General features: G+C 70.1%; 14 protein-coding genes and 1 riboswitch. Of the genes, 1 reads left to right on the top strand and 13 read right to left on the bottom strand.

The genetic code is table 11. The features are described 5' to 3' along the window. Positions 1-105: 105 nt before the first annotated feature. The 11 genes from ABT057_RS09100 to ABT057_RS09050 form a co-directional block, all read right to left on the bottom strand. Positions 106-621 carry a DUF501 domain-containing protein gene (locus ABT057_RS09100; protein WP_352341814.1) on the bottom strand — a complete coding sequence of 172 codons (516 nt, stop codon included), beginning with the start codon at positions 619-621 and terminating at the stop codon, positions 106-108. A gap of 26 nt (positions 622-647) precedes the next feature. Further along, positions 648-1,124 (bottom strand): FtsB family cell division protein, encoded by a 477-nt coding sequence (locus ABT057_RS09095; RefSeq protein WP_352341813.1) that lies wholly within the window; start codon positions 1,122-1,124, stop codon positions 648-650. Positions 1,125-1,228: 104 nt separating this feature from the next. Continuing rightward, on the bottom strand, positions 1,229-2,515 hold the full coding sequence (gene eno, locus ABT057_RS09090) for a phosphopyruvate hydratase (protein WP_352341812.1): 1,287 nt from the start codon (positions 2,513-2,515) through the stop codon (positions 1,229-1,231). 310 nt (positions 2,516-2,825) lie between these two features. Continuing rightward, entirely contained in the window at positions 2,826-3,539 is a 714-nt protein-coding gene (locus ABT057_RS09085) for a transglycosylase family protein (protein ID WP_352341811.1), read from the bottom strand. Between the two features lie 3 nt (positions 3,540-3,542). After that, positions 3,543-3,710: riboswitch (cyclic di-AMP (ydaO/yuaA leader) on the bottom strand. Between the two features lie 204 nt (positions 3,711-3,914). After that, entirely contained in the window at positions 3,915-4,895 is a 981-nt protein-coding gene (locus ABT057_RS09080) for a transglycosylase family protein (RefSeq protein WP_352341810.1), read from the bottom strand. Positions 4,896-5,030: 135 nt separating this feature from the next. Further along, positions 5,031-6,368, bottom strand: a complete 1,338-nt coding sequence (locus ABT057_RS09075; RefSeq protein WP_352341809.1) for a cytochrome P450 family protein — start codon at positions 6,366-6,368, stop codon at positions 5,031-5,033. Between the two features lie 106 nt (positions 6,369-6,474). Next, complete coding sequence (locus ABT057_RS09070) at positions 6,475-7,482, bottom strand: nucleoside triphosphate pyrophosphohydrolase (RefSeq protein ID WP_502973831.1); 1,008 nt, start codon at positions 7,480-7,482, stop codon at positions 6,475-6,477. A 62-nt stretch (positions 7,483-7,544) separates the two neighbouring features. Further along, positions 7,545-8,189 carry a SurA N-terminal domain-containing protein gene (locus ABT057_RS09065; RefSeq protein WP_352341807.1) on the bottom strand — a complete coding sequence of 215 codons (645 nt, stop codon included), beginning with the start codon at positions 8,187-8,189 and terminating at the stop codon, positions 7,545-7,547. 138 nt (positions 8,190-8,327) lie between these two features. Then, positions 8,328-8,927 carry a type 1 periplasmic-binding domain-containing protein gene (locus ABT057_RS09060; protein WP_352341806.1) on the bottom strand — a complete coding sequence of 200 codons (600 nt, stop codon included), beginning with the start codon at positions 8,925-8,927 and terminating at the stop codon, positions 8,328-8,330. Between the two features lie 34 nt (positions 8,928-8,961). After that, a complete protein-coding gene (locus ABT057_RS09055) occupies positions 8,962-9,282 on the bottom strand; it encodes a hypothetical protein (protein WP_352341805.1) in 321 nt (106 codons plus the stop codon). 42 nt (positions 9,283-9,324) lie between these two features. Then, positions 9,325-10,155, bottom strand: coding sequence for a glycoside hydrolase domain-containing protein (locus tag ABT057_RS09050; protein WP_352341804.1), 831 nt, complete (start codon positions 10,153-10,155; stop codon positions 9,325-9,327). Between the two features lie 212 nt (positions 10,156-10,367). Here ABT057_RS09050 and ABT057_RS09045 point away from each other — a divergent pair, with 212 nt between their 5' ends. Next, positions 10,368-10,760, top strand: coding sequence for a hypothetical protein (locus ABT057_RS09045; protein WP_352341803.1), 393 nt, complete (start codon positions 10,368-10,370; stop codon positions 10,758-10,760). A gap of 191 nt (positions 10,761-10,951) precedes the next feature. Here the strand turns inward: ABT057_RS09045 and ABT057_RS09040 are convergent, their stop codons facing one another. Beyond that, positions 10,952-11,620, bottom strand: a complete 669-nt coding sequence (locus ABT057_RS09040; RefSeq protein ID WP_352341802.1) for a hypothetical protein — start codon at positions 11,618-11,620, stop codon at positions 10,952-10,954. A gap of 17 nt (positions 11,621-11,637) precedes the next feature. Then, positions 11,638-22,650, bottom strand: coding sequence for a LamG-like jellyroll fold domain-containing protein (locus ABT057_RS09035; protein WP_352341801.1), 11,013 nt, complete (start codon positions 22,648-22,650; stop codon positions 11,638-11,640). Positions 22,651-22,771: the final 121 nt, after the last annotated feature.

Genomic DNA, 22,771 nt, shown 5'->3' with positions numbered 1-22,771 from the left:
AGCTTTTCGGCGCCGGGCGGCATCATCCAGCCCGTCCGGCGATTGAGGACGCGGCCCCTTCAGGGCCGAAGCCGGGGTCTGGGGGCGGCAGCCCCCAGGGTGCGGTCACCCGCCGGTGACACACGTCCCCTTGGCCCACCACTCCGGCAGCATCGCCAACGCCTCGTCGCCCAGCGGATTCACCCCGGGGCCCGCGGCCAGGGAGTGCGCCACGAGCACGTGCAGGCACTTCACACGGTCCGGCATGCCGCCCGCGCTGGGGAAGCCCTTCAGCTCCTCGATCTCGTCCCGGCGCCGGATGTAGTCCTCGTGCGCGGCACGGTAGGCCGCGGCGAGCTCCGGGTCGGTCCCCAGTCGCTCGGTCATCTCCTTCATCACGCCGTTCGCCTCGAGCGTGCCGATCGCCGAGTTGGCCTTCGGGCACGTCAGGTAGTAGAGCGTCGGGAAGGGCGTGCCGTCGGGCAGCCGGGGGGCCGTCTCGACCACGTCCGGCTGGCCGCACGGGCACCGGTGCGCGATCGCGCGCAGCCCGCGCGGCGGGCGTCCGAGCTGCTGCTTGAAGGCCTCGACGTCCGCGTCGGTGGGCTCGGTGCGCGGGGTGGTCGGCGGGACTGTTTCCATGCCTGTACGAAAATCTCTCTGTCAGTTCACTGGTCGGAGGCGTCGGCCTTGTCGACCCCGTCCCAGACGTTGGCGTACCAGGGGCGGTCGGCCGCCCCGAGGTCGGCGCGGGACTGCTTGGCCGCGTCCGGGTCGATCACGACGTAACCGGTCTCCCCCGGCATCACATAGTGCAGCCGCTGCCGGATCTGCTGCTCGGCGTACGCGTCGTCCTGCCAGCGTGCCTTGAGGTCGCGCAGCTGCTCGACCCGCTCGCTCGCCTGCTGCTTCTCCCGCTCCAGGTCGGCGATCTCGGCGCGCTGGGAGACGTACTGCCGCATCGGGTAGGCCAGCGCCACGATCAGCGTGCACACGACGAGCGCCAGGAGCGCCGCGCGGCCGGTGAGGCGGGAGCGGCGGGCCTGGCGCTTGGTCTGGGAGCGGTAGACACGGGCCGCCGTCTGCTCGCCGAGCAGCCGCAGCCTGGTCGCCGTGGAGAAACGGTCCCGGTCCTTCACCGCCATCGGCCCTCCGCCTCCCCTGGTGCACACGCGTACGTCCCCGCACACGGTACGGGACCGGGTACGGGGACGTACGTGCGACTGGCTGAGCCTTGACCCCGGTGGGGTCAGCCCTTGAAGCGCGGGAACGCGCTGCGGCCGGCGTACACCGCGGCGTCGTCGAGGATCTCCTCGATGCGCAGCAGCTGGTTGTACTTGGCGACACGGTCCGAGCGGGCCGGGGCGCCGGTCTTGATCTGACCGCAGTTCACCGCGACGGCGAGGTCGGCGATGGTGACGTCCTCGGTCTCGCCCGAGCGGTGGGACATCATGCACTTGAAGCCGTTGCGCTGGGCCATCTCGACGGCGTCCAGGGTCTCGGTCAGCGAGCCGATCTGGTTCACCTTCACGAGCAGGGCGTTGGCGGAGCCCTCCTCGATGCCGCGGGCCAGGCGCTCCGGGTTGGTGACGAACAGGTCGTCGCCGACGATCTGGACCTTGTCGCCCAGCTTGTCGGTGATGACCTTCCAGCCGGCCCAGTCGTCCTCGAACAGCGGGTCCTCGATGGAGACGAGCGGGTAGGCCGCCACGAGCTCCTCGTAGTACTCGGTCATCTCGGCGGCCGAGCGGGACTTGCCCTCGAACTCGTACATGCCGTCCTTGTAGAACTCGGACGCGGCGACGTCGAGCGCGAGCGCGATCTGCTCGCCGGGCACGTAACCGGCCTGCTTGACGGCCTCGATGATGAGGTCGAGCGCGGCGCGGTTGGACTCCAGGTTCGGGGCGAAGCCGCCCTCGTCGCCGAGGCCGGTGGACAGGCCCTTGGTCTTCAGCACCTTCTTGAGGGTGTGGTAGACCTCGGCGCCCCAGCGCAGTGCCTCGGAGAAGGACTCCGCGCCGATCGGGGCGATCATGAACTCCTGGATGTCCACGTTGGAGTCGGCGTGCGAGCCGCCGTTCAGGATGTTCATCATCGGCACCGGCAGCAGGTGCGCGTTCGGGCCGCCCAGGTAGCGGAAGAGGGGGAGGTCGCTGGCCTCGGAGGCGGCGTGGGCGACGGCGAGGGAGACACCGAGGATGGCGTTGGCGCCGAGGGAGCCCTTGTTGTCGGTGGCGTCCAGGTCGAACATGGCCTGGTCGATCAGCCGCTGCTCGGTGGCGTCGTAGCCGACGAGCTCCGGGCCGATCTGCTCGATGACGGCGAGGACGGCCTTCTCGACACCCTTGCCGTGGTAGCGGTTCGGGTCACCGTCGCGCAGTTCGATGGCCTCGAAGGCACCGGTGGAGGCGCCGGACGGGACGGCGGCACGACCCGTGCTGCCGTCGTCGAGGCCGACCTCGACCTCGACCGTGGGGTTGCCTCGGGAGTCCAGGATTTCCCGGGCTACGACGACGTCGATGGACGGCACGAGCATCTCCTTCTTGGGATGTGACGCTGGTAGTGCGGGGCCGCGTGGGCCTTGCGACTAGAGCCTAACCGCCTTCGGGGCGTCGGCAGCCGACCGACCGTCCCGTGGACAAACTGACCGTACACATTGTTCCCCCACGGAACAAAGGGTGGGTGACGTCCGGACGAAAAATGGGGGCAGAGAAAACCCCGCTCCGGTGCGTACGGGGGAACACACACCGGAGCGGGGAGCCCGTGGGGACGGGGGAACCCTCGCGAGGTCTTCAGTCTGGGGGGATCACTTGTGAGGGCGCTGTGAACCTACCGGCAGCCGGATGTCACTTCAGGTGCAGCTGCTGGCCCGGGTAGATGAGGTCGGCGTCGTCGATGATGTCCTTGTTCAGCTGGAACAGCTTCTCCCAGCCGCCCTTGACCTTGTGCTTCGCGGCGATGGAGCTCAGGGTGTCGCCCTTGACGACCTTGTACTCGCCGTCGCCCTTCTTGACCTTCTTGCCGGTCGGGGTGGTGACGGTCTTCTTGCCCTGCTCGCTCTTGGTGGCGGCCGGGCGGTCGGTGGAGCGGGAGGCGGCCTGCTCGTCGGCGGAGCGGGACTGCGTGGAGGAGCTGGACGAGCCGGAGGAGCTGCTGCCGGAGCTCGACGAGCTGCTGCCGTTGTACGAGGCGCCGGACAGGCCCGTGCCGCAGACCGGCCAGGCACCCTTGCCCTGCGAGGCGAGGACCTTCTCGGCGATCTCGATCTGCTGGGACTTGCTGGCCTTGTCGGCCGTGGAGGCGTACGCCGTGCCGCCGTACGCGGCCCAGGTGGAGGCGGAGAACTGCAGGCCGCCGTAGTAGCCGTTGCCGGTGTTGATGGACCAGTTGCCGCCGGACTCGCACTGGGCGACCGCGTCCCACTCGGAGGCGGTGGCGGCGGAGGCGCTGCCGGCCGCCATCAGCGGGGCGGCGATGGCGACACCGGTGACGCCGGCGAGCGCGGCGACGCGGGTGGCCTTGGACGGACGACGGTGCTTGCCCTTGCTGGAAAACAGCATGGTGGATCCCCTCACCGACGCCTGCGAGGTGAGCTGTCGGGTTCGGGCCGGTTGAGTTGCCCGGCCGCACACCTCGCGGTGCGCGGCTTCACCCCGAGCCGGTCCAGCGTCAACCGCTGGGCCCGGCACTTACCTTGGGTCCCCCGCTCCTGCCTACGGCGCTTGACGCGACGACTGTTCCCGGGCCGCCGCTGGCAGGATTCGGCGTTGCGGTGGCCGGGGCTCGGGTTGCCGAGCGGCCTCGACCGTAGTCACGCGATCCGCTGAATTTCAAAGACGATCAGGGCTTCTGAGACTCATCCCACACTTTCGCCAAAACGGACATTCGGCGCGAAGTATGAGTGAACTCCCGTCGCTTTTGGTGCCGTTGCCGCCCTATTGGACGCTTACGTCGAGGGTCTGACCGGCGACGATGTCGCTCGGGTCGGCACCGATGAGGTCCTTGTTCTCGGCGTAGAGCGCCTCCCACCCTCCGTCGACACCAAGGGAGTCGGCGATGGTGATGAGGGAGTCGCCCTCCCGCACCGTGTACGTACTCGCCGCGTGCCGGCCGGAGGAGGTGGCGGTGGTACCGGCCGACAGGGTCTCGTCGGCGGTGGAACCACGGTGGCGGCCCGAAGTGAGCGAGCCGGTGTCGACGAGGCTCCAAGAACCCGCCTCCTGGGCCGCATTGTCCGAGTCGTCCGTTTCCGGGGTGGCCGTGGGCGAACCGCCGGTCGGCTGCGAATCGCCCCGACCGTCGCCGGACGCGTCCGACTTGTCGGATTCATCCTTCGCGGCGGAGGACGGGGACGAAGAGGACTGACCGGACTCGGGGGACGAAGAGGACGTATCGCCGGACGAGTCGGAGGAGCTCGCACCGGAGTCGCCGGAGTCCGAGGAGCCGGACGACAATCCCTTGGTCAGGTCGGACAAACCGGATGAAGCAGATGAGTCGGACGAGTCGTCGGCCACGCCGGTGTCCACGTCCGTCGCGCCGGACTCCTTGGTGAGCCCGGAGGTCAGCGCACAGGTACCCCACACGCCGACGTCTTCTGCCGCGAGGAGCTTCTGCGCCACGGCTATCTGCTGGTTGCGGCTGGCCAGATCGGGGCTCTTGGCGTAGTCGAGTCCGCCGTACGTCTCCCAGTCGTCCTGGGTGAGGCTCAGGCCGCCGTACTCGCCGTTGCCGTCGTCGGCGCTCCAGGAGCCGCCGCTCTCGCACTGCGCCACCTTGTCCCACACCGTGCCGTCGGCGGCGCTCGCCCCACCGGCCGCGAACAGCGGGATGGCGATGGCGGAGCCGGTCACTCCCGCCGCGACGAGGAGGGCCGGAGCCTGACGGGGGCGACGGTGACGACCGTTCCCGGAGAGCATGCGAGGGCCTTTCTCTGGACATCTGTAACCGGCACGGCGGGCGGTGCGGGAGCATCCGGGTTGCCGCGCTGACGAGTGAACGTATCGGCAGACGATCACTTGTCACAAGTTAATGCCGCGCAGATCACGTGAAGATCACAGAGTTGAGGACCGGTCACCTTTGCTCCGCCGGACGGTCACACTCCCGCTGACCTGTGGTCGGTCACGGACCGGAGTGAACTCGACCGGGAGCGTGCGCAGTCCGCGCATGATGAGCCCGCCGCGCCACCTCAACTCAGCCGGGTCCACGGCGAGTTCGAGGTCCGGGAGGCGGGTGAGGAGGGTGGCGAGCGCGGTCTGGCCCTCCAGGCGGGCGAGGGGGGCGCCGAGGCAGTAGTGGATGCCGTGTCCGTAGCCGAGGTGCTGGTTGTCGCGGCGGGAGAGGTCGAGGGCGTCGGGGTCGGCGAAACGGGCGGGGTCACGGTCGGCGGCGGCGAGGACGACGAGGACGGGGTCGCCGGGCGCGATGTCCTCGCCGCCGAGCGTGAGGGCCTCCGTGGCGAACCGCCAGGTGGCCAGTTCCACAGGGCCGTCATAGCGGAGGAGTTCCTCGACGCCGGTCTCGAGGAGGGTGCGGTCGGTCGTGGCCAGCGAGTCCTGGAGGCGCCGGCGCTGCCCGGGGTGGGTGAGAAGGGCGTAGGTACCGTTGCCGATCAGGTTCACGGTCGTCTCGAACCCGGCGAACAGCAGGATGAACGCCATGGCGGCCGCCTCGTTCTCGGTGAGGTGCTCGCCGTGGTCGGAGGCCCGGATGAGACCGGAGATGAGGTCCTCGCCGGGGACGGGGTCGGCGGGGAGTTCCGCACGCTTGCGGTGGATGAGCTCCAGCAGATAGCCGCGCATCTTCTTCACGGACCGGGCGACCCCGCCCCGGGGCCCTCCCCCGTGACGGATCATCATGCCCGCCCAGTCCCGGAAGTCGTCCTGGTCCTCCCGGGGGACGCCGAGGAGGTCGCAGATGGCGTGGATGGGGAGGGGGAAGGCGAAGTCATGGATGAGGTCGGCCTCGCCCTTGGCCGCGAACCCGTCGATGAGACGATCCGTCAACTCCTGTACGCGGGGCGCGAACTCGGCGACCCGGCGGGGCGTGAACGCCTTGCTGACCAGCCGCCGCAGCCGGGTGTGGTCCGGCGGGTCGATGTTCAGCAGATGCGTCATCAACTCGGCCTTGCGCTCACCGGGGATACCGGTCTTGCCCCTGGCGTGCGCGGGCTCGTCGTGGTGCGCGGGATTCTTGGAGAGCCGCTGGTCGGCGAGGGCCTGTTTCGCGTCGGCGTAACGGGTGACCAGCCAGGCCTCCACTCCGCTGGGCAGCCGCGTCCTGCGCACGGGGGCGTGCTCGCGGAGCCAGGCGTAGGCGGGGTAGGGGTCGGTGGCGAACTCCCAGGTGAAGAGGTCCGGGGCGGGCGCGGCTGGAGGGGGCTTGCTGGTCACTCCTCGACGGTATCCGGCTTTTCGGCGCACGCCCCACGGCGGGCTTGGCCGGCCGGCGCTCCCCCACAGGCCCCCGTGCCCTCACCACGCCCCAGGGGCGACGGGGTCAACCGGCAACCCCCTCGGCAGCCCGGATCGCGTCCCGGTAGGCGCGGGCCGCCGCCCGCAGGGATGCCTCCGGGTCGACTCCCTCCGTCTCCGCGCGGGCCGCCAGTGCCAGCAGTTCGTAGCCGATGCCCTCCGCCGCGGGGAGCGGTACCTCGAGGCCCGCCGATCTCACCCGCGACGCGAGTTTCGCGGCCAGGGCCAGGCCCGGCTGGTGGAGGGGGACGCCGTCCGTGACCGACTCGCGGCGCTTCTCCACCGCCTTGGTGCGCAGCCAGTGGGCCTTGACCTCCTCCGGGGTCGTCGCGGTGGCGTCGCCGAAGACGTGGGGGTGGCGGTGGACGAGCTTGGTGACGATGGTGGCCGCCACGTCGTCTATGGAGAAGGGGGCGTCCGGGTCCTCCTCGGCGATACGGGCGTGGAAGACGACCTGGAGGAGGACGTCGCCCAGTTCCTCGCGGAGTTCGTCGCGGTCGCCGTCCTCGATCGCCTCGACGAGTTCGTACGACTCCTCGATGCCGTACTTGGCGAGGCCCTTGTGGGTCTGCTGGGACGACCAGGGGCATTCGGCGCGGATGCGGTCCATGACCTGGATCAGGTCGAGGAGGCGGGCGCCGGGGAGGTCGTAGGAGGCGGGGAGCAGTTCCAGTTCCGGCATGGCGACCCGGCCCGAGCCGGCCAGGCGGGCCAGGCCGTCGGTGAGGGCGGGCTCGCCCTCACCGGTCGCGACGATCACCACGGTGCGGCCGTCGGCGCAGGCGGTGACCAGGTCCTCGGCGGTCGGTGACGTCTCCTCGACCGGTATGCCCGCCTCCCGCAGGTACGGCAGCTGGGGATGCGCGCCGTCCGCGCACAGGACGCGGTCCGCCGTGCGCAGGGCCTGCCAGGCCGGCCAGGAGAGCAGGCCTGGGGCGACACGGTGGCTGGTGGTGAGCAGGACGACTCGGCCTGTGGTGGAGCCGGCGGGTGCGGTCTCGGTCACATCGTTCACACCTCGAACGTAACCCACGCCCGCCGGCCGGCCCGCCCGGTTGTCCACAGGCGGGGCCGTTGGTCCTACTGTCACAACGGTCAGGTCGTCTGTTGGGTCTCCGTCGCCGTGACCTCCCGCACCCACGGCGTCTTCGCGTCGACGCGCTGGACCGTCTTGACGTCCCAGCTGCCGTAGCGCGGGTTGAGGTCGACGCCGAGTTTCTTCGACGCCTGGGACAGGTTGTCCCAGAAGGCCTGCTGGCTGGTGTCCGTGCCGAGCACGGTGGCGAGTTTCGAGGCCTCCACCCGGACGCGGAGGTTGTCGTCGAGGCGCTGCGCCGGAACGCCGTACTGCTGGAGCCAGGCCAACTCCAGGCCCTTCGCGCTGCCCGCCTGCTGCTCGAGCTGGGCCCGCAGTTGCAGGACCTCTTTACGGCTGACGGTGACGCCCGCGTCCTCGGCGGCGCCGTCCAGCACCCGGTCCAGGACCATGCCGTGCAGGGTGTCCCGGGCCAGGGTGCCGGTCTGGGCGACGACCTGGGCGTACTGGGCGTCGTCCGGGACCGCCGCGCGCTGGGCCGTGCGGATTTCGTCCACCCGGTCCTCCAACTGCGACACGGTGATCCGCCGGCCGCCGACCACGGCCGCCGCGCCGGGATGCGCGTCGCTCCCGCAGGCGGTGAGGAGGGGGGCCGCCGCGATCGCGGCGGACAGCAGGAGCGCGGTGCGACGACGGCGGTGCAAGGGAACCTCCTGAGGAGATTGTGCGGCGGTGCACAAAGTCTTGCGGTGATCGATGGTAGGCAGTGGGGCGCCTGTGGCCAACCCATTCGACCAACGATTCACCAGGATTTCGGGCACCGCCCGCCGCGCCCGCGGTATTCAGTGCCTCGCGGCCACCGCGTCCTCGACCGCGTGTGCGACGCCCGCGCGCAGGCCGTCGCCCGTCGCCACCCGGCTCACATTCGCTCCCGCGCGCGTGCCGCCCACGAGGACGAAGTCCACCTTCTTGTACTGCCCGGCCGTCTCCTCCGCCGCCGCCACCTCGGGCCCGCCCACCGCCAGGACGACGTCGCAGGAGCGCTGGAGAAGGCCGCCCAGGAAGGGGCGGGCGTTGCCGGTGCTCTGCTCGCCGGTCACCGGCTCGTAGCTCACGCGCGCGTGCGTCTTCAGGGACGCGTCCTGCATGCCCTGCCAGACGGCGGCCGCGGTGCTGCCGGTGGTGATGCCCCGCTCGCCGGTGAGCAGGCAGGCGTCGACGTCGGTGTAGGCGCGGGCGCGGGTGGCGGGGATGGGGGGACGGTCGTCGTGGGAGAAGAGGAGCACGGCCGTCACCAGCAGGGCCGCCGTCACGGCGAGCCCGCCCGCCGTCCAGGCGATCGTGCGCCCGCGCAGGGCGCGAAGCCAGGCGACCGCCGCGCGCCCGAGCATGGTCGCGTCGCGCCCCTCACGCCCCGTCTGCGCCGGGCGCGCTTGGGACACCTGTCTCACCTGCTTGGCCATGGCGTACTACCCCCTACTCCCCTGCCGCCGGACGCGGCCAGGCCCGCCACGCGTGCGCGGCGGCTCCCGCCATCGACAGGGCGATCAGCAGCAGGTCGAGGGCGAACAGCGGGCCGTGCGTGTCGACGGGGGTGAGGGCGAGTTCGGTCCCCCAGGCGGTCAGCACCGCGCTGAAGGCGGCGAAGGCCCACCAGTCGGCGCGGGTCCGGCGGCGCAGGGCGAGCACGAGGGACGGGACGGGGCACAGCAGCCCCAGACTGACCACGGGCAGCGCCGCGAACCCGATACGGGCCGCGGGTGTACGCAGCATCGCGTGCGCGACTACGGTCTTCATCTCCCGCCCCTCACTTCCGTATTCCGGATTTCCGTATTCCGGTCAGCCGACGAGGGCGACCGGGGCGTCCCACGCGTCGCGGTCCACCGTGATGGTGTAACCGCCGTGCGTCTCCTTGCTGTTGACGATGTACTGGTGGCCACGGCTGTGGTTGGTGTACTGCGTGGAGCCCCACGGCCAGTCGGTGGTCGTGGTGTTCTTCTTGTCCCACAGCGCGTACCAGAGGTTGCCCGGCAGGTCCGTCTTGTCGGTGGCGGTGGCGATCGCCTTGGCGCTGGAACTGCTGAAGCCGTAGTAGCCGCCGCGGTAGGTCTTGGCGCGCAGGGTCTTGGTGAAGGACCGGACGTACGCCAGCACGGAGTCGTTGCACGACTTGTTCGTGATGTCGTACGCCTCCATGTCCAGGTAGATCGGGCTGCCGGCCTTCATGCCGAGGGCGGAGGCCTTGGCGACGGCGTCCGCCGCGTCCGTGGCGCCGAGGGAGGTGGCCGTGGAGGCGGTGATCTTCTCGGGGCTGGAGCCGGTCTGGCAGGGCGGCTGGGCGCCGACGTAGAGCGGGACGAGTTTCCAGCCGAGCGAGTTCACCGACTTCACCCAGGACGCGGTGAGGTTGGGCTGGCTGCAGCCGCGATTCTTGCCGCCGACGTAGACGGCCGCTCCGCCGTAGAAGCCGTCGGTCTTCCAGGCCTTCATCGCGGAGAGGGACGGGGCGGCGCAGGTGTCGAAGGCGCGGCCCGTGAAGGTCTTCTGCGCCGGCCAGGTGGTGGCCGCCATCGAGGTCTGGGCGGCTATCCCGGCTCCGGCGAGGACAGCGGCACCGGCCACACCCCACGTGATGTATCTGCGCTTCCTGGACTGCCGGTGCTCGGCCATCCCCACCCCACCGTTCGGTTGATCAAGTATGCGTATGTACGTACGAAGCGGATCGCACCCTAACGTGCGACGCCCCTGTGATCGGGAAACAGAGGTTCCCCCTGAACACAAGATTCCCTCATGTCACAGCAAAGAAAGAGAGATCCGAAATGCTGCTGCCGGGCGCGAGTGCCCTACCCTTGCCCCCTGGTGACCTGGGGGGCGTGAGGACAATGGCTACGACGACAACGACGGGCGCGCAGAAGCGGCTCGAGGCCGGCTGGGGCCAGCGGTTCGGCTGGACGGCCCTGACATGGTGCTCGTGCGGCTTCCTGGTGTGGCTTCCCTTCCTCTACGTGGCGCTGCGCCGCGGCCGCCCCTCGGACTGGGGCGCCTTCGCGTCGTTCGCGCTGTACGAGTGCGTGACCGTGCCGTGGGCGGTGAACACCAACGACGGCGACGGAGACCCCTTCCTGGGAATCGCGGCGTGCGTGACGCTGGTGGTGGCGACGGTGCTGCTGCTGTCCGCGCTGTTCGACAAGAAGACCCCGCAGGCCCCGGCGGCGATGGTGTACGGGCAGCCCGGGCCGGCGCCGTATCAGCAGGGGTATCCGTACGGGCGGTAGAAACTCGCCGGCGCCGGACGACGGCCGTTCCTCCTTCCACAACCGGTCGCGAAGGCGCACGCCCCAGAAGGCGCCCGGCTGCTTCTCCGCACGGACGACCAGGGCACGGCCGTCCTCACACCGGTCGGGGACGCCGCCCGCCAGGGCCCCGGCCACGTCGAATCCGGCTGTCATCGGCCGTCCCCCGCGCCTCAGTCGCGGGGGATCGCTCTGAGCACGGCCGCCAGCTCACGGCTGTAGTCGTCGCAGAGGGCCAGTAGCTCGCGTCCCGTCTCGGAGGCCGGCAGGTCGGCGCCGTCGGCGGCCAGGATCGCCTCATGGCACCTGCCCTCGACTTCGAGGTTCCTGGTGGCGAAATAGCCCAGGTCATAGGCGCGAAGGGGATCGGCGACGTTCACGAGGTAGCGCTCGCGCTCTTCCTCCCCCGCCACCACCGTCAGCGTGTTGTCCATGTATTCGTCGAGATAGTGGGCCAGTTCCCGAGCGCGGACGACGATGGTGTCCGTCTGCTCCTCGCTCATCTCGCCGAGGGCCTCGCTCACCAGCATCCACCCGCTGATGGCCTCCAGTTGGAAGGTCTCGGCGATTTCCGGCTCGACCTGGGACTCGAACAGCGGCGCCCGGCTCAGCCGGTCGAAGGCCTCCTGGAAGGCTTGGTCGGGCTCACCGTCCAACTGGGCCGCGCCTTGCCGGAGGAGATCCTCGACCGCCGCCGGGTCGACACCCCACTCCTCCGGCATCGCGATGTCCGACAGAGGGGCCTGCAGTCGACGCAGTGCGAAGAACATGGCCTGGTGACGCCGGGCCCGGTCCATCCGCTGGATCTGCGCTGTCAATGCGTCGTCGAAACGCCAGTCCACTGGGCTCTCCATCATGCTCACCGGTATCCCATGGCAGCCAGGAAGTTCGACCACGCCTCGTGGTCTCTCCACACATACATGGACTGTCCAGGTATTTTCGCCTTCGTGCCGAGGGTAACGGGTCCCAGCATCTCGGCACCCACGTCGCCCAGGAAGTCCTCGCAGCCGTCAGGTGCGCAGGCATTGCGGGACACTCCGCCGGCCACCGGGGTCAGGTTGTTCGTCGCCATGTGGTTGACAGCTGTCTCCTCGGCGTGGGCCCCGGCGACATTGGTCGCGACCTCGATGTCCTCACGGCCCAGCGTGCTGATGTAGTCGAGCTGCGCCTTCTCGAGCCCGGCGCCCGCGGCCGAGACCACATGCACCAGCGACCCATCGGCTCTGCGCGCGGCGGTCACCGCCGTCGTCCTGAAGACGTCACGGGCGAGCCCGTTCTTGATCTTGCTGTGGATGTCGTCGGCCAGCTGTTTGGCCCCTGCTGCGATCTCCTCCTCGTCGCAGTTGTGGACCAGGACCGGCGTGCTCCCCGCCTGCACGTAGTACGTGTGAAGCGCGCCGATCGTCAGGTCGTACGTGGTGGTGTCCGCGTGATACAGCCGGACGTTCCCGACCGCCACCGTGCCGGTCGGCGTCTGGAGGACGTCGCCGGGCGTCAGGTCTTCGGCCTCGACGAAGGCCGACCGGGTCTCGTCGTAGAAGGGGTGATGGAAGGTCGTCTGCAGGTGTGCGTCCTGCGCGGCCGCTCCGGCCGCCGTGCTGACCGCCGCCACCGGCTGGGTCGCCGGCGCCCGGCCGTCGCCGTGACCGTGGCCGGCGGACAGCGCGCCCAGCAGCGCCGCCGACGCCGCGAGGCCGAACGCCGCCTTGCGCACCGCCCTCTTGGCGACAGACCTCACCGCGGACTTCTCCGCCCCGGCCTTCCCCGTCGCCCCCTTCACGGTCACGTCCACGAAGTCGTGGTCCGTGTGCGTCACGATCACATCGGTGACCGCGTGCGCCTGCGTGCCCGTGGCGCCCGGTACCGAATTGGCGATCTTGTCGCCCACCCGGACCTGGTCGATCGCCTTGGCCGTACCGTCGGCCATCAGGACCCGGGTGGAGCCCGTGAAGCTGTGCGGAATGCCGCTCCGGCAGCCCGGCCCCGCCTCGTCGGAGTGCGACTGGGCCCGAGACCCCGCCCCCTCCGAGTCCGCCCGGGAAGCCGCAGCCTCCGTCGCGTCCGTCGCCGCAGTCTCCTCGGCCTCCGTCGCGCCCTTGCCGAAGAGGCCGCCGACGACCTTCATCGCCTTCGGAGCCGCCTTCGCCAGCAGCTTGCCGCCGATCTTGCCCAGAGCGCCGCCGAGCGCACCGGCGACCGCGCCGGTCACGGCGGCGCCCGCGAAGGCGCCGGCGCTGCAGTCGTCGCCGCCGTTCTCGGCGCAGGCGAAGCCCTGCTCGACCAGCGAGCCGACCGCGCCCGCGGCCGCCGCGCAGCCGATGGAGCCGACGCCCGCGGTCAGCGCCTCGCAGCCCGCGAAGACCGCCGTGGAGACCACGAAGGAGGTGATCGCCGCCGCGTGGTGCTTCACGAAGGTCGCGGTGGCCTTCGCCGCCTTCACGGTGGCGTGGTAGGCGGTCCTCGCCGCGTGTGCGACCGCGTGCGCCGCCTTCTTCACGGCGTGGACGACCTTCTTCGCCGCCTTCTTCACGGCGTGCACCACGCGGTGCACCGCGTGCGACACCTTGTGGTAGGCGGAGTGCACCGCGTGGACCACCCGGTGATACGCGCGTCTGACCTTGCGTGCCGTGTAGTGGTAGACGCGGCGCACCACCCGCACGGTCGCGCGGTACACGTCCCGCACGTGGTGGACCACCTTGTGCGCCGCGTGCTTCACGGCGTGGACGACCTTGCGGGCCGCGTGCTTGACCGCGTGGTACACCCGGTGCGCCGCGTGCTTCACCGCGTGGGACACGTGATGAGCCGCCTTCTTCGCGCCGCACACCACGTCGTACCAGGAGCAGTTGCCCGACTCGTCCGTGCCCGCCATCGGGTTGTCGTCGACGTAGGCGAACGGGTTCGCGGACACCGAGTTCGGGACCGGGTTCAGCGACAGGCTGTCCTTGTTGAGGAACACGCCCGTGTCCGGGTCGTACCAGCGGGACGCCGTGCCCACGTCTCCGGTGCCGGGTTCGGTCCAGCCGGACTGGAAGCCGAGGTGGCCGACCACGGTGTTCGTCGGGGAGACCACCTTGCCGAGCGGGTCGTAGGACGCCGAGCCCGTCAGCGTGGTCGCACCCGAGGTGAAGGAGCCCACCACGTCGTTGTGCTGGTCGGTGAGGGCCGACACCCCTGATCCACTGCTGTTCTTGACGCCTACCAGGCCGCCGCCCGCGTCGTAGGTGTACGTGTCGTCGCCGTCGGAGGCGATGGTGTTGTCCGCGCCGGAGTAGGCGAAGCTGCGCGTGGCGCCTGTCGTCGTGTCCCGGTCGGTGATGTTCCGGCCGGTGGCGTCCAGCGTGTACGACTGCTCGCCCGCGACGATCTGCCCGCCGAACGCGTCCGTCCTGTACGCGACCGTGCCGCCGGCGGTCGACGACTCCTGGGTCATCGTGCCGCGCGCCGAGTAGAGGTAGCTGTGCGTGCCGTCCGAGGTCAGCTCGTCGCGCTCGTCGTAGGTGTAGACGTCCGCGCCGTTGCGGATCCGGTTGCCCGAGGCGTCGTAGGCGTACGACGTCGTCGTGCTGCCGTTGTTCCAGGACGTCAGGCGGTTGGCCCAGTCGTAGCCGTACGTGTTCGCCGAGGCGCCGGACACACCCGTCGTCGTCTTGGACGTCAGGTTGCCGTTCTCGTCGTAGCCGTAGGCGAAGCTCGCGACCGTGGAGGCGCCCTGGACGAGGACGTCGTTCGTCAGCTCGTGCTGGGTGTTGTAGGTGAAGGTGCGGGTCTGGCCCGTCGAGCCGTACTTGACCGTCTTCAGGTCGTTCAACTGGTCGTAGGTGTACGTCAGCTGGTTGCCGGTCGCCGGGTCGTTCAGGGAGGAGAGGCGGCCGGCCGTGTCGTAGCCGTACGTCGTCGTACCGGCGGCGTCGGCGCGGGAGGTCACCGAGGAGTCGTCGTTGTAGGCGAAGCTCGACGTGCCCGCCGAACCCGACGTCGTCAGCAGGTCGCCGCGGTCGTCGTAGGTGAACGCGTCGTGCGTGGCGTCCTGGTGGTCGGCCGCGCCCGCGATGCCCGCCTCGTCCGTGTCCGCCGACAGCACCCGGCCGTCGGCGTCGTAGGTGAAGCTGCGCTTCGCCGTCGCCGCGTCGGCGCCCGCGCCGGACATGGACTTCAGCTGGCCGATGGTGTCGTACGTCATCGACGTCGTCGTGCCGCCCGGGAGGGTGGCCTTCGTGAGCTGCCCGTCCGCGTCGTACGCGAAGGTCGTCGTCGAGTCGGCGGCGGAGCTGTACTGGGCCGTGGTCGGCTCGACGATCGTCTGCTGCTGGCCCCACGGCGTGTAGCTGTAGCGCCAGGAGTTGCCGCGGCCGTCGGTGAAGCGGGTGCGGTTGCCTGCCGCGTCGTAGCCGAAGGTCGTGGTGATCGACGTCGAGGCGTCGACCGGCTGGATCTCCTGGGTGATCGTCCCGGCCGCGTCGTAGGTGAAGTGGCTGGTGTGCTGGCGTGCGTCCGTGGCGGCGATCAGGTTGCCGACGCCGTCGTACTGCTGCGAGATCGACCACAGCTGGCTGTTGTTCGCGTCGTACGCGCGGGTGCTGACGGGGTCGCCGTCGGCGTTGTAGTCGATCTCGGTCCAGGTGCCGTCGGCGAGGATCGTCTTCTGCGGGTTGCCCTGGAAGTCGTAGGTGTAGTGGGTGGTGTTGCCCGCGCCGTCGGTGACCGAGGTGACGTCACCGGCCCGGTTGTAGCCGTACGACGTCTTCACCCCGCCCGGCGTGGTGACCGAGGAGGCGTGCGCCCCGTAGGGGTTGCCGGTGGTCGCCGTGTAGGAGGTGGTGGTCGTCAGGGTCTTCGTCGACGGGTAGCGCTCCAGGGTGGTGGAGGTGACCTGGCGGCCGAGGAAGTCGTACGTCGCCTGCGTCTGCGCGCCCGTGCCGTCCGTCGCGGAGAGCTCTTCGCCGTTCTTGTCGTAGAGGGCGTGCGTCTTGGTGCTGTCGGGGTGGGTGATCTGGGCGAGGTCGCCGATCTGGTCGTACAGGTAGGAGGTCGTCTTCCCGCCGGGCGTGGTGACCGAGGTCTGGTTGCCCTCGCTGTCGTACGTCCAGACAGTGGTGCCCGGATTCGGGCTGGACGCGCCCGCCGGGGTGTACGAGGGGAGCGTCTCGGAGACCTTGTTGCCTTCGGCGTCGTAGACGGTCGTCGTGACCAGGCCGTTCGGGTCCTGTTCCTCGACCGCCTCGCCGAAGGTGTTGAAGCCGCTGGTGGTGACCGGGCGGACGGTGGAGGCGGTGGTGCCGTCGGGTTCGGCCTGGACGGCGGGCGCGGTGGTGACCGCGAGGTTGCCGGCCTCGTCGTAGGCGTAGTTCGTGGTGTGCTGCTCGGCGTCCGTCATGGACGTCGGCAGACCGCGCTTGTCGTAGCTGTACTTGGTGGTCTGGGCGTCGGAGGAGCCGACCGTGCCGCCGCTGCGGCCCTTGCCGTAGAGGGAGGTGACCTCGGTGGCGGACAGGGCGCGCTGGTAGACCTGTACGTCCCCGACCTCGCCGTTGACGACGTCGGAGGTGGTCCCGTCGGCCGTCTTCGTGCCGCCGATGGACAGCGGCCCGGTGCCGGTCCACGGCGAGGTGTTGGTGGCGGAGCCGTCCTGGGCGCCGTTGACGTACAGCTTCATCGAGCCGTTGCTCGCGTCGAACACGCCGACCAGGTGGGTCCACGTGTTGAGCGGGGCGGCCGTCGACGCCTGGGCGTCGTAGTACGCGGACGGGGAGGCCACGTCCGCGTTCGCCGCGTGGAAGCGGAAGGCGTTGGCGGTCTTGTTGTACTGCAGGTAGAAGGAGGCCCGGTTGGTGCCGCCCTGCGCGACGAAGGTGCGGAAGGCGGAGGTGTCGGCGAGGTTCACCCACGCGGAGACCGTGTAGGAGGCGGTGGTGTCCAGGACCGGGCTGTTGGCGGCGATGACGTCACCGGTGCCGGTGCCGGTGCCCGCGAACTCGGCCGCGTCGTCCGCCCAGGTGACCCCCGGGCCCGCCGTCGCCGTGTTGCCGGTGCCGGAGGAGTCGGTGACGGACTTCCCGGACGTCTGGTTCAGCTTCCACCAGCCCGCCGGGTGACCCGAGGCGTCCCCGTACAGCGTCTCGCTGAGCAGGTTGCCCATGTCGTCGTAGGTGTTGGTGGTGGTGCGGTCGTAGCCGGAGGAGTCGTGGTCGTTCTCGGAGGCGACCTGGTCGTCCGGGGTGTACGACACCGTGGTCACGCGGTCCACGCCGGTCGGGTCCAGCTCGGTGGAGGTGGTGCGGGAGGCCGCGTCGACGGTGTACTTGGTGACCGTCTCGCCGTTGTCGGTGGTCGACTGGGTGAGGTTGCCGGCCGCGTCGTAGACGTCCGACTCCAGCGTGTACGTGCTGGTGCCGTCGGCGCTGGTGCGCTTCACCGTCGCGGTCAGACCGTCGTCGGTGTACGTGTACGCCGTCGTGTCGCCCATCGCGTCGGTGACGGACGCGAGCCGCCCGGCCGGGTCGTAGGCCCGGGAGGACTCGGTGAGGAGGGCGGCGGTCTGCGGGTTGACCGGGTCACCCGTGTACATCAGGCCCTGGGTGAGCAGGTCGCCGTTGTCGTCGTAGGTGTACCGGGTCTCGGTGCCGGCGCTCGTCACCTCCTTGGTCTTGTTGCCGGAGGTGTCGTACGTGTACGTCGTCGTGTTGCCGTTGCCGGCGCCCTCGGCCGCGTTGGCGTCGGCCTCGGTCAGGACGCGGTCGTAGGCGTCGTAGGTCCAGTTCTGGGTGCGCGCATGGTCGCCGCCGCTCGCGTCGGCCACCGTCTGCGAGGTGACGTCGCCGTCGTCGTCGTAGACCGACGTGGTGACGGCGGCGTGGGTGGCGCCGGTGACGCGGTCGGTGAGCTGCGGGTCGTGCTCCTCGAGGACCTGGCCCGCGGTGTCGTACTTGTAGGTGGTGGTCAGCCCGTCGGGGTAGGTGTCGGAGACGACCTTCTCGGCCAGGACCTGGCCCAGACCGTCGTAGGTGTACGAGGTGACCAGTCCGACGGCGTCGGTGGTGGACGCCACGTCACCGTTCTTGAAGTACGACACCTGGTTGACGGCCCCGCCCGGCGAGACGGTCTTCACCGGCAGGCCCTTGGGCACCACCCCGCCGTCCGCGGAGGGGTAGGTGCCGGTCCCGTCGCTGAAGACGGTCGTGGTGCTGCGGCCGTTCGGGGAGCCGGGGACCGCCGGGCCGGTGATGGCCGTCTGGTTGCCCGCCGAGTCGTACGTGTACGAGGTCAGGTAGGTGGTGTCGGTCGCCGACGACGACCTGCCGTCCCGCTCCGTCAGCAGCTGGTCGTTGCGCGGGTCGGCGGTGGTCAGCTGGGCCGTGGTGTCGTCGGGGTAGTACGTGTAGTACTCGGTGTTGCACTTGTTGGCGGCCTGGTCCTGGCAGGACGTGGAGGAGACCACGTTGCCGCGCACATCGTGACCGGTGATGGTCACCGCGCCGTTCGGATCGGTCACGGTGTGCTCGAAACCGGCCGAGTCGTAGCCGAAGCTGGTCTTGTTGCCGAGGCCGTCGATCTCGGTGAGGGCGCGGTTGCCGTTGGTGACGTCGTACGTGTACGTGAGGGTGGAGGCGGTCGGGGAGGTGACCTTGACCGTCTCGACCGGGAGGAGGCCGGTGGAGTTCTTGGCGGCCTCCATGTGCTGCTCGACGTCCGACGCCGTCAGACCCGTCTTGTAGAAGGCGGCCTCGGCGATGGAGCCCTTGAAGTAGCTGATGTCGGCGGGCGAGTTCACCCAGGACTTGGCGAAGCCGGCGCCGATGTAGAGGTGGCTGTTGGACTGGTCGCCCGGCGCGCCGCTGTAGGTGGCCTGCTTGACGCCGTCCAGGTAGAGGGTCTGGCTGGAGCCGGTCACGCTGAGCACGGCCTGGTGCCAGGCGTTGTCGGTGACGGTCCCGGTGGAGCCGAACGCCGTGGAGCCCGAGCCGCTGCCGGACCAGAAGTGGCCGTGCAGTTTGTTGTCGCTGCCGACGTACAGCACCGGCGTCCAGCTGCCGGAGGGGGTGCTCGCCCCGGCGAGGGCCACCGACTGGTCGCCGATCAGGACACCCTGGTTGGCGGTCTTGAACCACAATTCGACACTGCGGTCGTTGCCGGAGTGCAGCCCGGTGGCCGGGACCTCGACGTACGACGTGCTGCCGTCGAAGGTGGCGGCCTTCTGGTCGCTGAACGGACCGGCGGCGCCGAGGGTGACGGCGGTGTACGTGCCGTTGCCGCCGCGCACCTGGTCCACGGCCGTGGTCGCGCCCGCCGCCTCACCGAGCCGGAAGTACTGGGTGGGCGCCCCGCCGAGAACCGCGCCCCGGTAGGTGTCGCTGGACCCGGCGACGGTCGGGGCGCCCAGCACCCAGGTACCGCCGTTCTCGTCGGTCATCTGTGTGAGCACCGTGGAGTTGGTGTCGTACGTCATAGCCGCGTACGTCTTGCCGGACGGCCGCTTGACGGAGGTCATCAGGCTCTCGCTGTGGGTGCCGTACGTGTAGAGGGCGCTCACGTCGGCGGCGACGAGGGGCCGGGTGTACCAGCCCACGTCGGCGATGGAACCGTTGAAGTACGTGGCGTGGCCGTCGTCGTCGGAGTACGACGGGTGGTCGGGCCAGCTGCCGCCGAGGAAGCCGGTGCCGAGGTAGTTGAAGGACTGGTTCTTGCCGAAGGCGGTCGCGCTCTTGATGGAGATGGTGCCCGTGCGGGAGCCGACCTTGGCGTTGTCCAGGTAGAGGGACTGGGAGTTGCCGGCCGCGGACAGTACGACGTGGTGCCACTTGCCGTCGGCGACGGAGGCGGACGACACGATCGGGTTGATGCCGCCGCTGTACCAGAACTCGGCGTTCAGCTTGCCGTCGCTGCCGACGTAGATGGACGGCGTGTAGAAGCCGGCCGCCTGGCCCGAGCCGATGGGCTGGGAGGCGTAGGAGTAGAGGACACCCGGTCCGGCGGACGTCTTGAACCACAGCGAGATCGCGCCGGAGTCGGTGTCGTTGCCGAGGTTCTTCGGGAGGGAGACGTCGGAGGTCGTCCCGTTGAAGGTGGCCACCTTCGCGGAGGAACCGGTCAGCGGGCCGCCGCTCTGGCCGACGGTGACGTTCTCGTACGTCGCGTTCGTCGTGCCCTCGTTGGCGATGACCGCGTCCTTGGCGGTGGTGCCGGAGGTCTCCGACAGCGGCCAGAAGGCGTGCGGGTCGAGGTCGAGCGCCGCGTTCTGGTAGCCGGAGCCGGTGGTGTAGCCGTAGGTCGTGCACTTCGTCGTCGACAGCGGCGAGCACACCTTGGTGAGCTGGTCACCGGTGTAGCCGTAGGTCCAGGTCTGCACGGTGGTCGCGTCGCCGGCCGTGACCGGGTCGGTGACGACGGTCGCCACGTGCGCGGCGAGCGCGCCGGACGGGGTGGACCAGGTGAGGCTCAGCGTGCGGCCGGAGACCGCCGAGGTCATCTTGGTGATGTGGCCGCTGGTCCAGGTGAGGTTCAGCGCCCGGCCGTTGGCGTCCGTCACCGAGGTCAGGCCGTAGGCGCCGGAACCCAGGGACTGGGTGAAGGTGTAGAGGGTGTCGTCCTTGTCGGTGAGCGTGTAGCCGCCGGTGACCGACTTGAAGGTGGCGAACCGTCCGTTGCCCGGGGTGAAGGTGCCGTCGCCGTTCTTGCCGTAGCCCGCCTGGGAGCCGTCGGGGTAGGTGACCTGCACGCTGGCGACCGCGCCGGACGCCGTGTACTGCTCGGTGGCGCGCGCGTCGAAGAGGCTGGACCAGCCGGCTCCGAAGGCGCCCGTCCAGCGCGGGTCGCGGGAGTTGTAGTCGCGGTCGACGTCCAGGGAGGGGCCGACGACGGAGACCGAGGCGTCGGTGTCGGAGGTGGTGTAGTTGCCGATGGACGCGTCGAAGCCGTGGTCGCTGCTGTTCTGGGACAGGCCGGAGGTGATGACGGTCTGCGGGACCTGGACCGATATCTCGTAGGGGTCGGCCGGTGAATACAGGCTGGTGGCCGAGTCGTACGCCTGCACGGTCCAGCTGTAGTTCTTGCCCCAGGCGAGCTTGCCGGAGGGGACGGTCCAGTCGCCGGTGGAGACGAGCCCCGAGTCGGCGACTTTGGTGCCGGAGGCGTCGTAGACGCGGAAGAGGTACTGGTTGCTGCTGCCGGAGGTGGAGTTGGCGCCACCGGCCCAGGCCGTGAACTCGGGGGTGGTGGTGCCGACGACCGCGTTGTCCGCCGGGAACTGCTCGTACAGCTGCGGGGCGGTGTTGCCGGTGTAGGTGACCTCGATCCAGGGGCCCTTGCCCGGGTCGTTGAAGGAGCCGAACTGCTTCCAGTGCAGGGCGTCGGAGGTGGACGCGTAGACGGCGAGGCCGTGGTCGGCGGTGGAACCGCTGAACCAGCCCTGGATCGCGGAGGTGGAGAGGGAGACGCTCACCCAGTCGCCGACGCTGCGGTCGCCGCCGGTGTTCGCGCAGGCGTTCGGGACGGTGGGGGTCGCGCTGCCGATCGACGCCCCCTTGGAGGGACCGGGGTAGCTGGTGACGCCCTCGGGGGTCCAGGCGCTGGTCACGAGCGCGACGTCGAAACGTTCCGGTGCCGTGCAGGTGGAGGCCCAGGTGTCGAACAGGTGCAGGGTCGCGGCGGTGACGGTGGCGTTGCTGCCGTCCCAGGCGGTGTCCCAGTGGTTGACGAAGCTGTTCGCGGAGTGGGTGCCGGAGTCGTAGGAGCCGACCTTGATGGTCTGCTCGTAGGAGTGGTCGATGCTGTTGCCGGAGCCGGACTCGGCGTAGGTGGTGGTCCAGCCGTCGTCGACGGTGGGGTCGACGGTGACGGGGAAGACGCGGTGGCTGTCGTGCAGCCAGCCGGCGTCGAGGGTGATCTCGAGCGCGTAGCCGTCGCCGTTCTCGACGAGGCGGGTGGTGACGGCGTGGGTGGTGGCCGGGTCACCGGAGCGCGGGTTCACCTTGGAGTCGTAGGCGTACGCCGGGGGGATGCGCTCGACGGTCCTGCCGGAGGAGTCGCGGAGGTCGATCCAGCCGCCGCCGTCCTGGCGGGGCGTGAGGCCCTTGAGGGTGAGGGGGAAGGTCCAGGTGTTGCCCGCGTCCGCGTCGTCGAGGACGACGGACTCCTTCATACCGGTGGCGGTGGGCCGGAGCTTCAGGTCGGTGCCGGGGAGTACCCGGTCGTAGGTGACGGTCGAGCCGTCGGCGCTGCCCTTGACGGGGGCGGCGCCCTGCAGGGCGTAGGCGACGCCGTGCGACGCGTCGGTCGTGAGGGAGGCGAGCGCGGGGTCGGTGGCCTTCGGCGCGAAGTCGACGTCGAGGGAGTTGGCCTTCTCGTACCAGCGACCGTCCGGCCCGGCTCGAACGTCCACGTCGATGGGCGCCCATCTGCCCTTGCCGACCTGGTAGTTCACGGGATTCTGGGAGATACGGCGGGTGACGGAGCCGTCGGCGTTGTCGTAGACGGTCTCCGTGCGCGTGGACTTGGTGGCGCTGCGCTTGCTGGTCTTGGCGTTGAACCCGGCGGCGCCGGCGCTGCGGCCCTTCGGGGTGGCCGGCTTGTGCGCCTGGTAGGCGGGGAGTTCGCCCTTCGCCCTGCCGGGGGCGTGGCCGGCGCCGCGGTGGGCGGCGGTCGCGGCGGCGGACACCTGGTGACGGTGGCCGGCCGCGGTACCGGACTGCTGCCGCGGCAGCTTGCCCCAGTGCGGGTCGGTGAACCAGTGCGCGAAGGAGGCCAGGCTCATGCTCGGCAGTTCGATGCCGCCGAGTTCGAGTCCCTCCGCCACCGCCTGGTCCGTGGTCAGCATCAGGGCGAGGGAGGTGAGCAGGAGCCCGGCCAGGAATCTGAGAACGCGGCGGGAGCGGAACACGCCGGTCGTCCGTCCGGAACGGTGCGAGCGATGGGACATTCTCGAGCAGCCAGGCAGCCGGAACCGCAGCACGACGTGGACCCCCGTCAACGACGATCAGAAAGAGACACAGAAGCTCGCC

It is taken from the genome of Streptomyces sp. NPDC002588, assembly GCF_040295925.1.
Taxonomy (GTDB): Bacteria; Actinomycetota; Actinomycetes; order Streptomycetales; family Streptomycetaceae; genus Streptomyces.
Note: the sequence above shows the minus strand (reverse complement) of the source record. Positions and strands in the feature narration are given on the sequence as shown.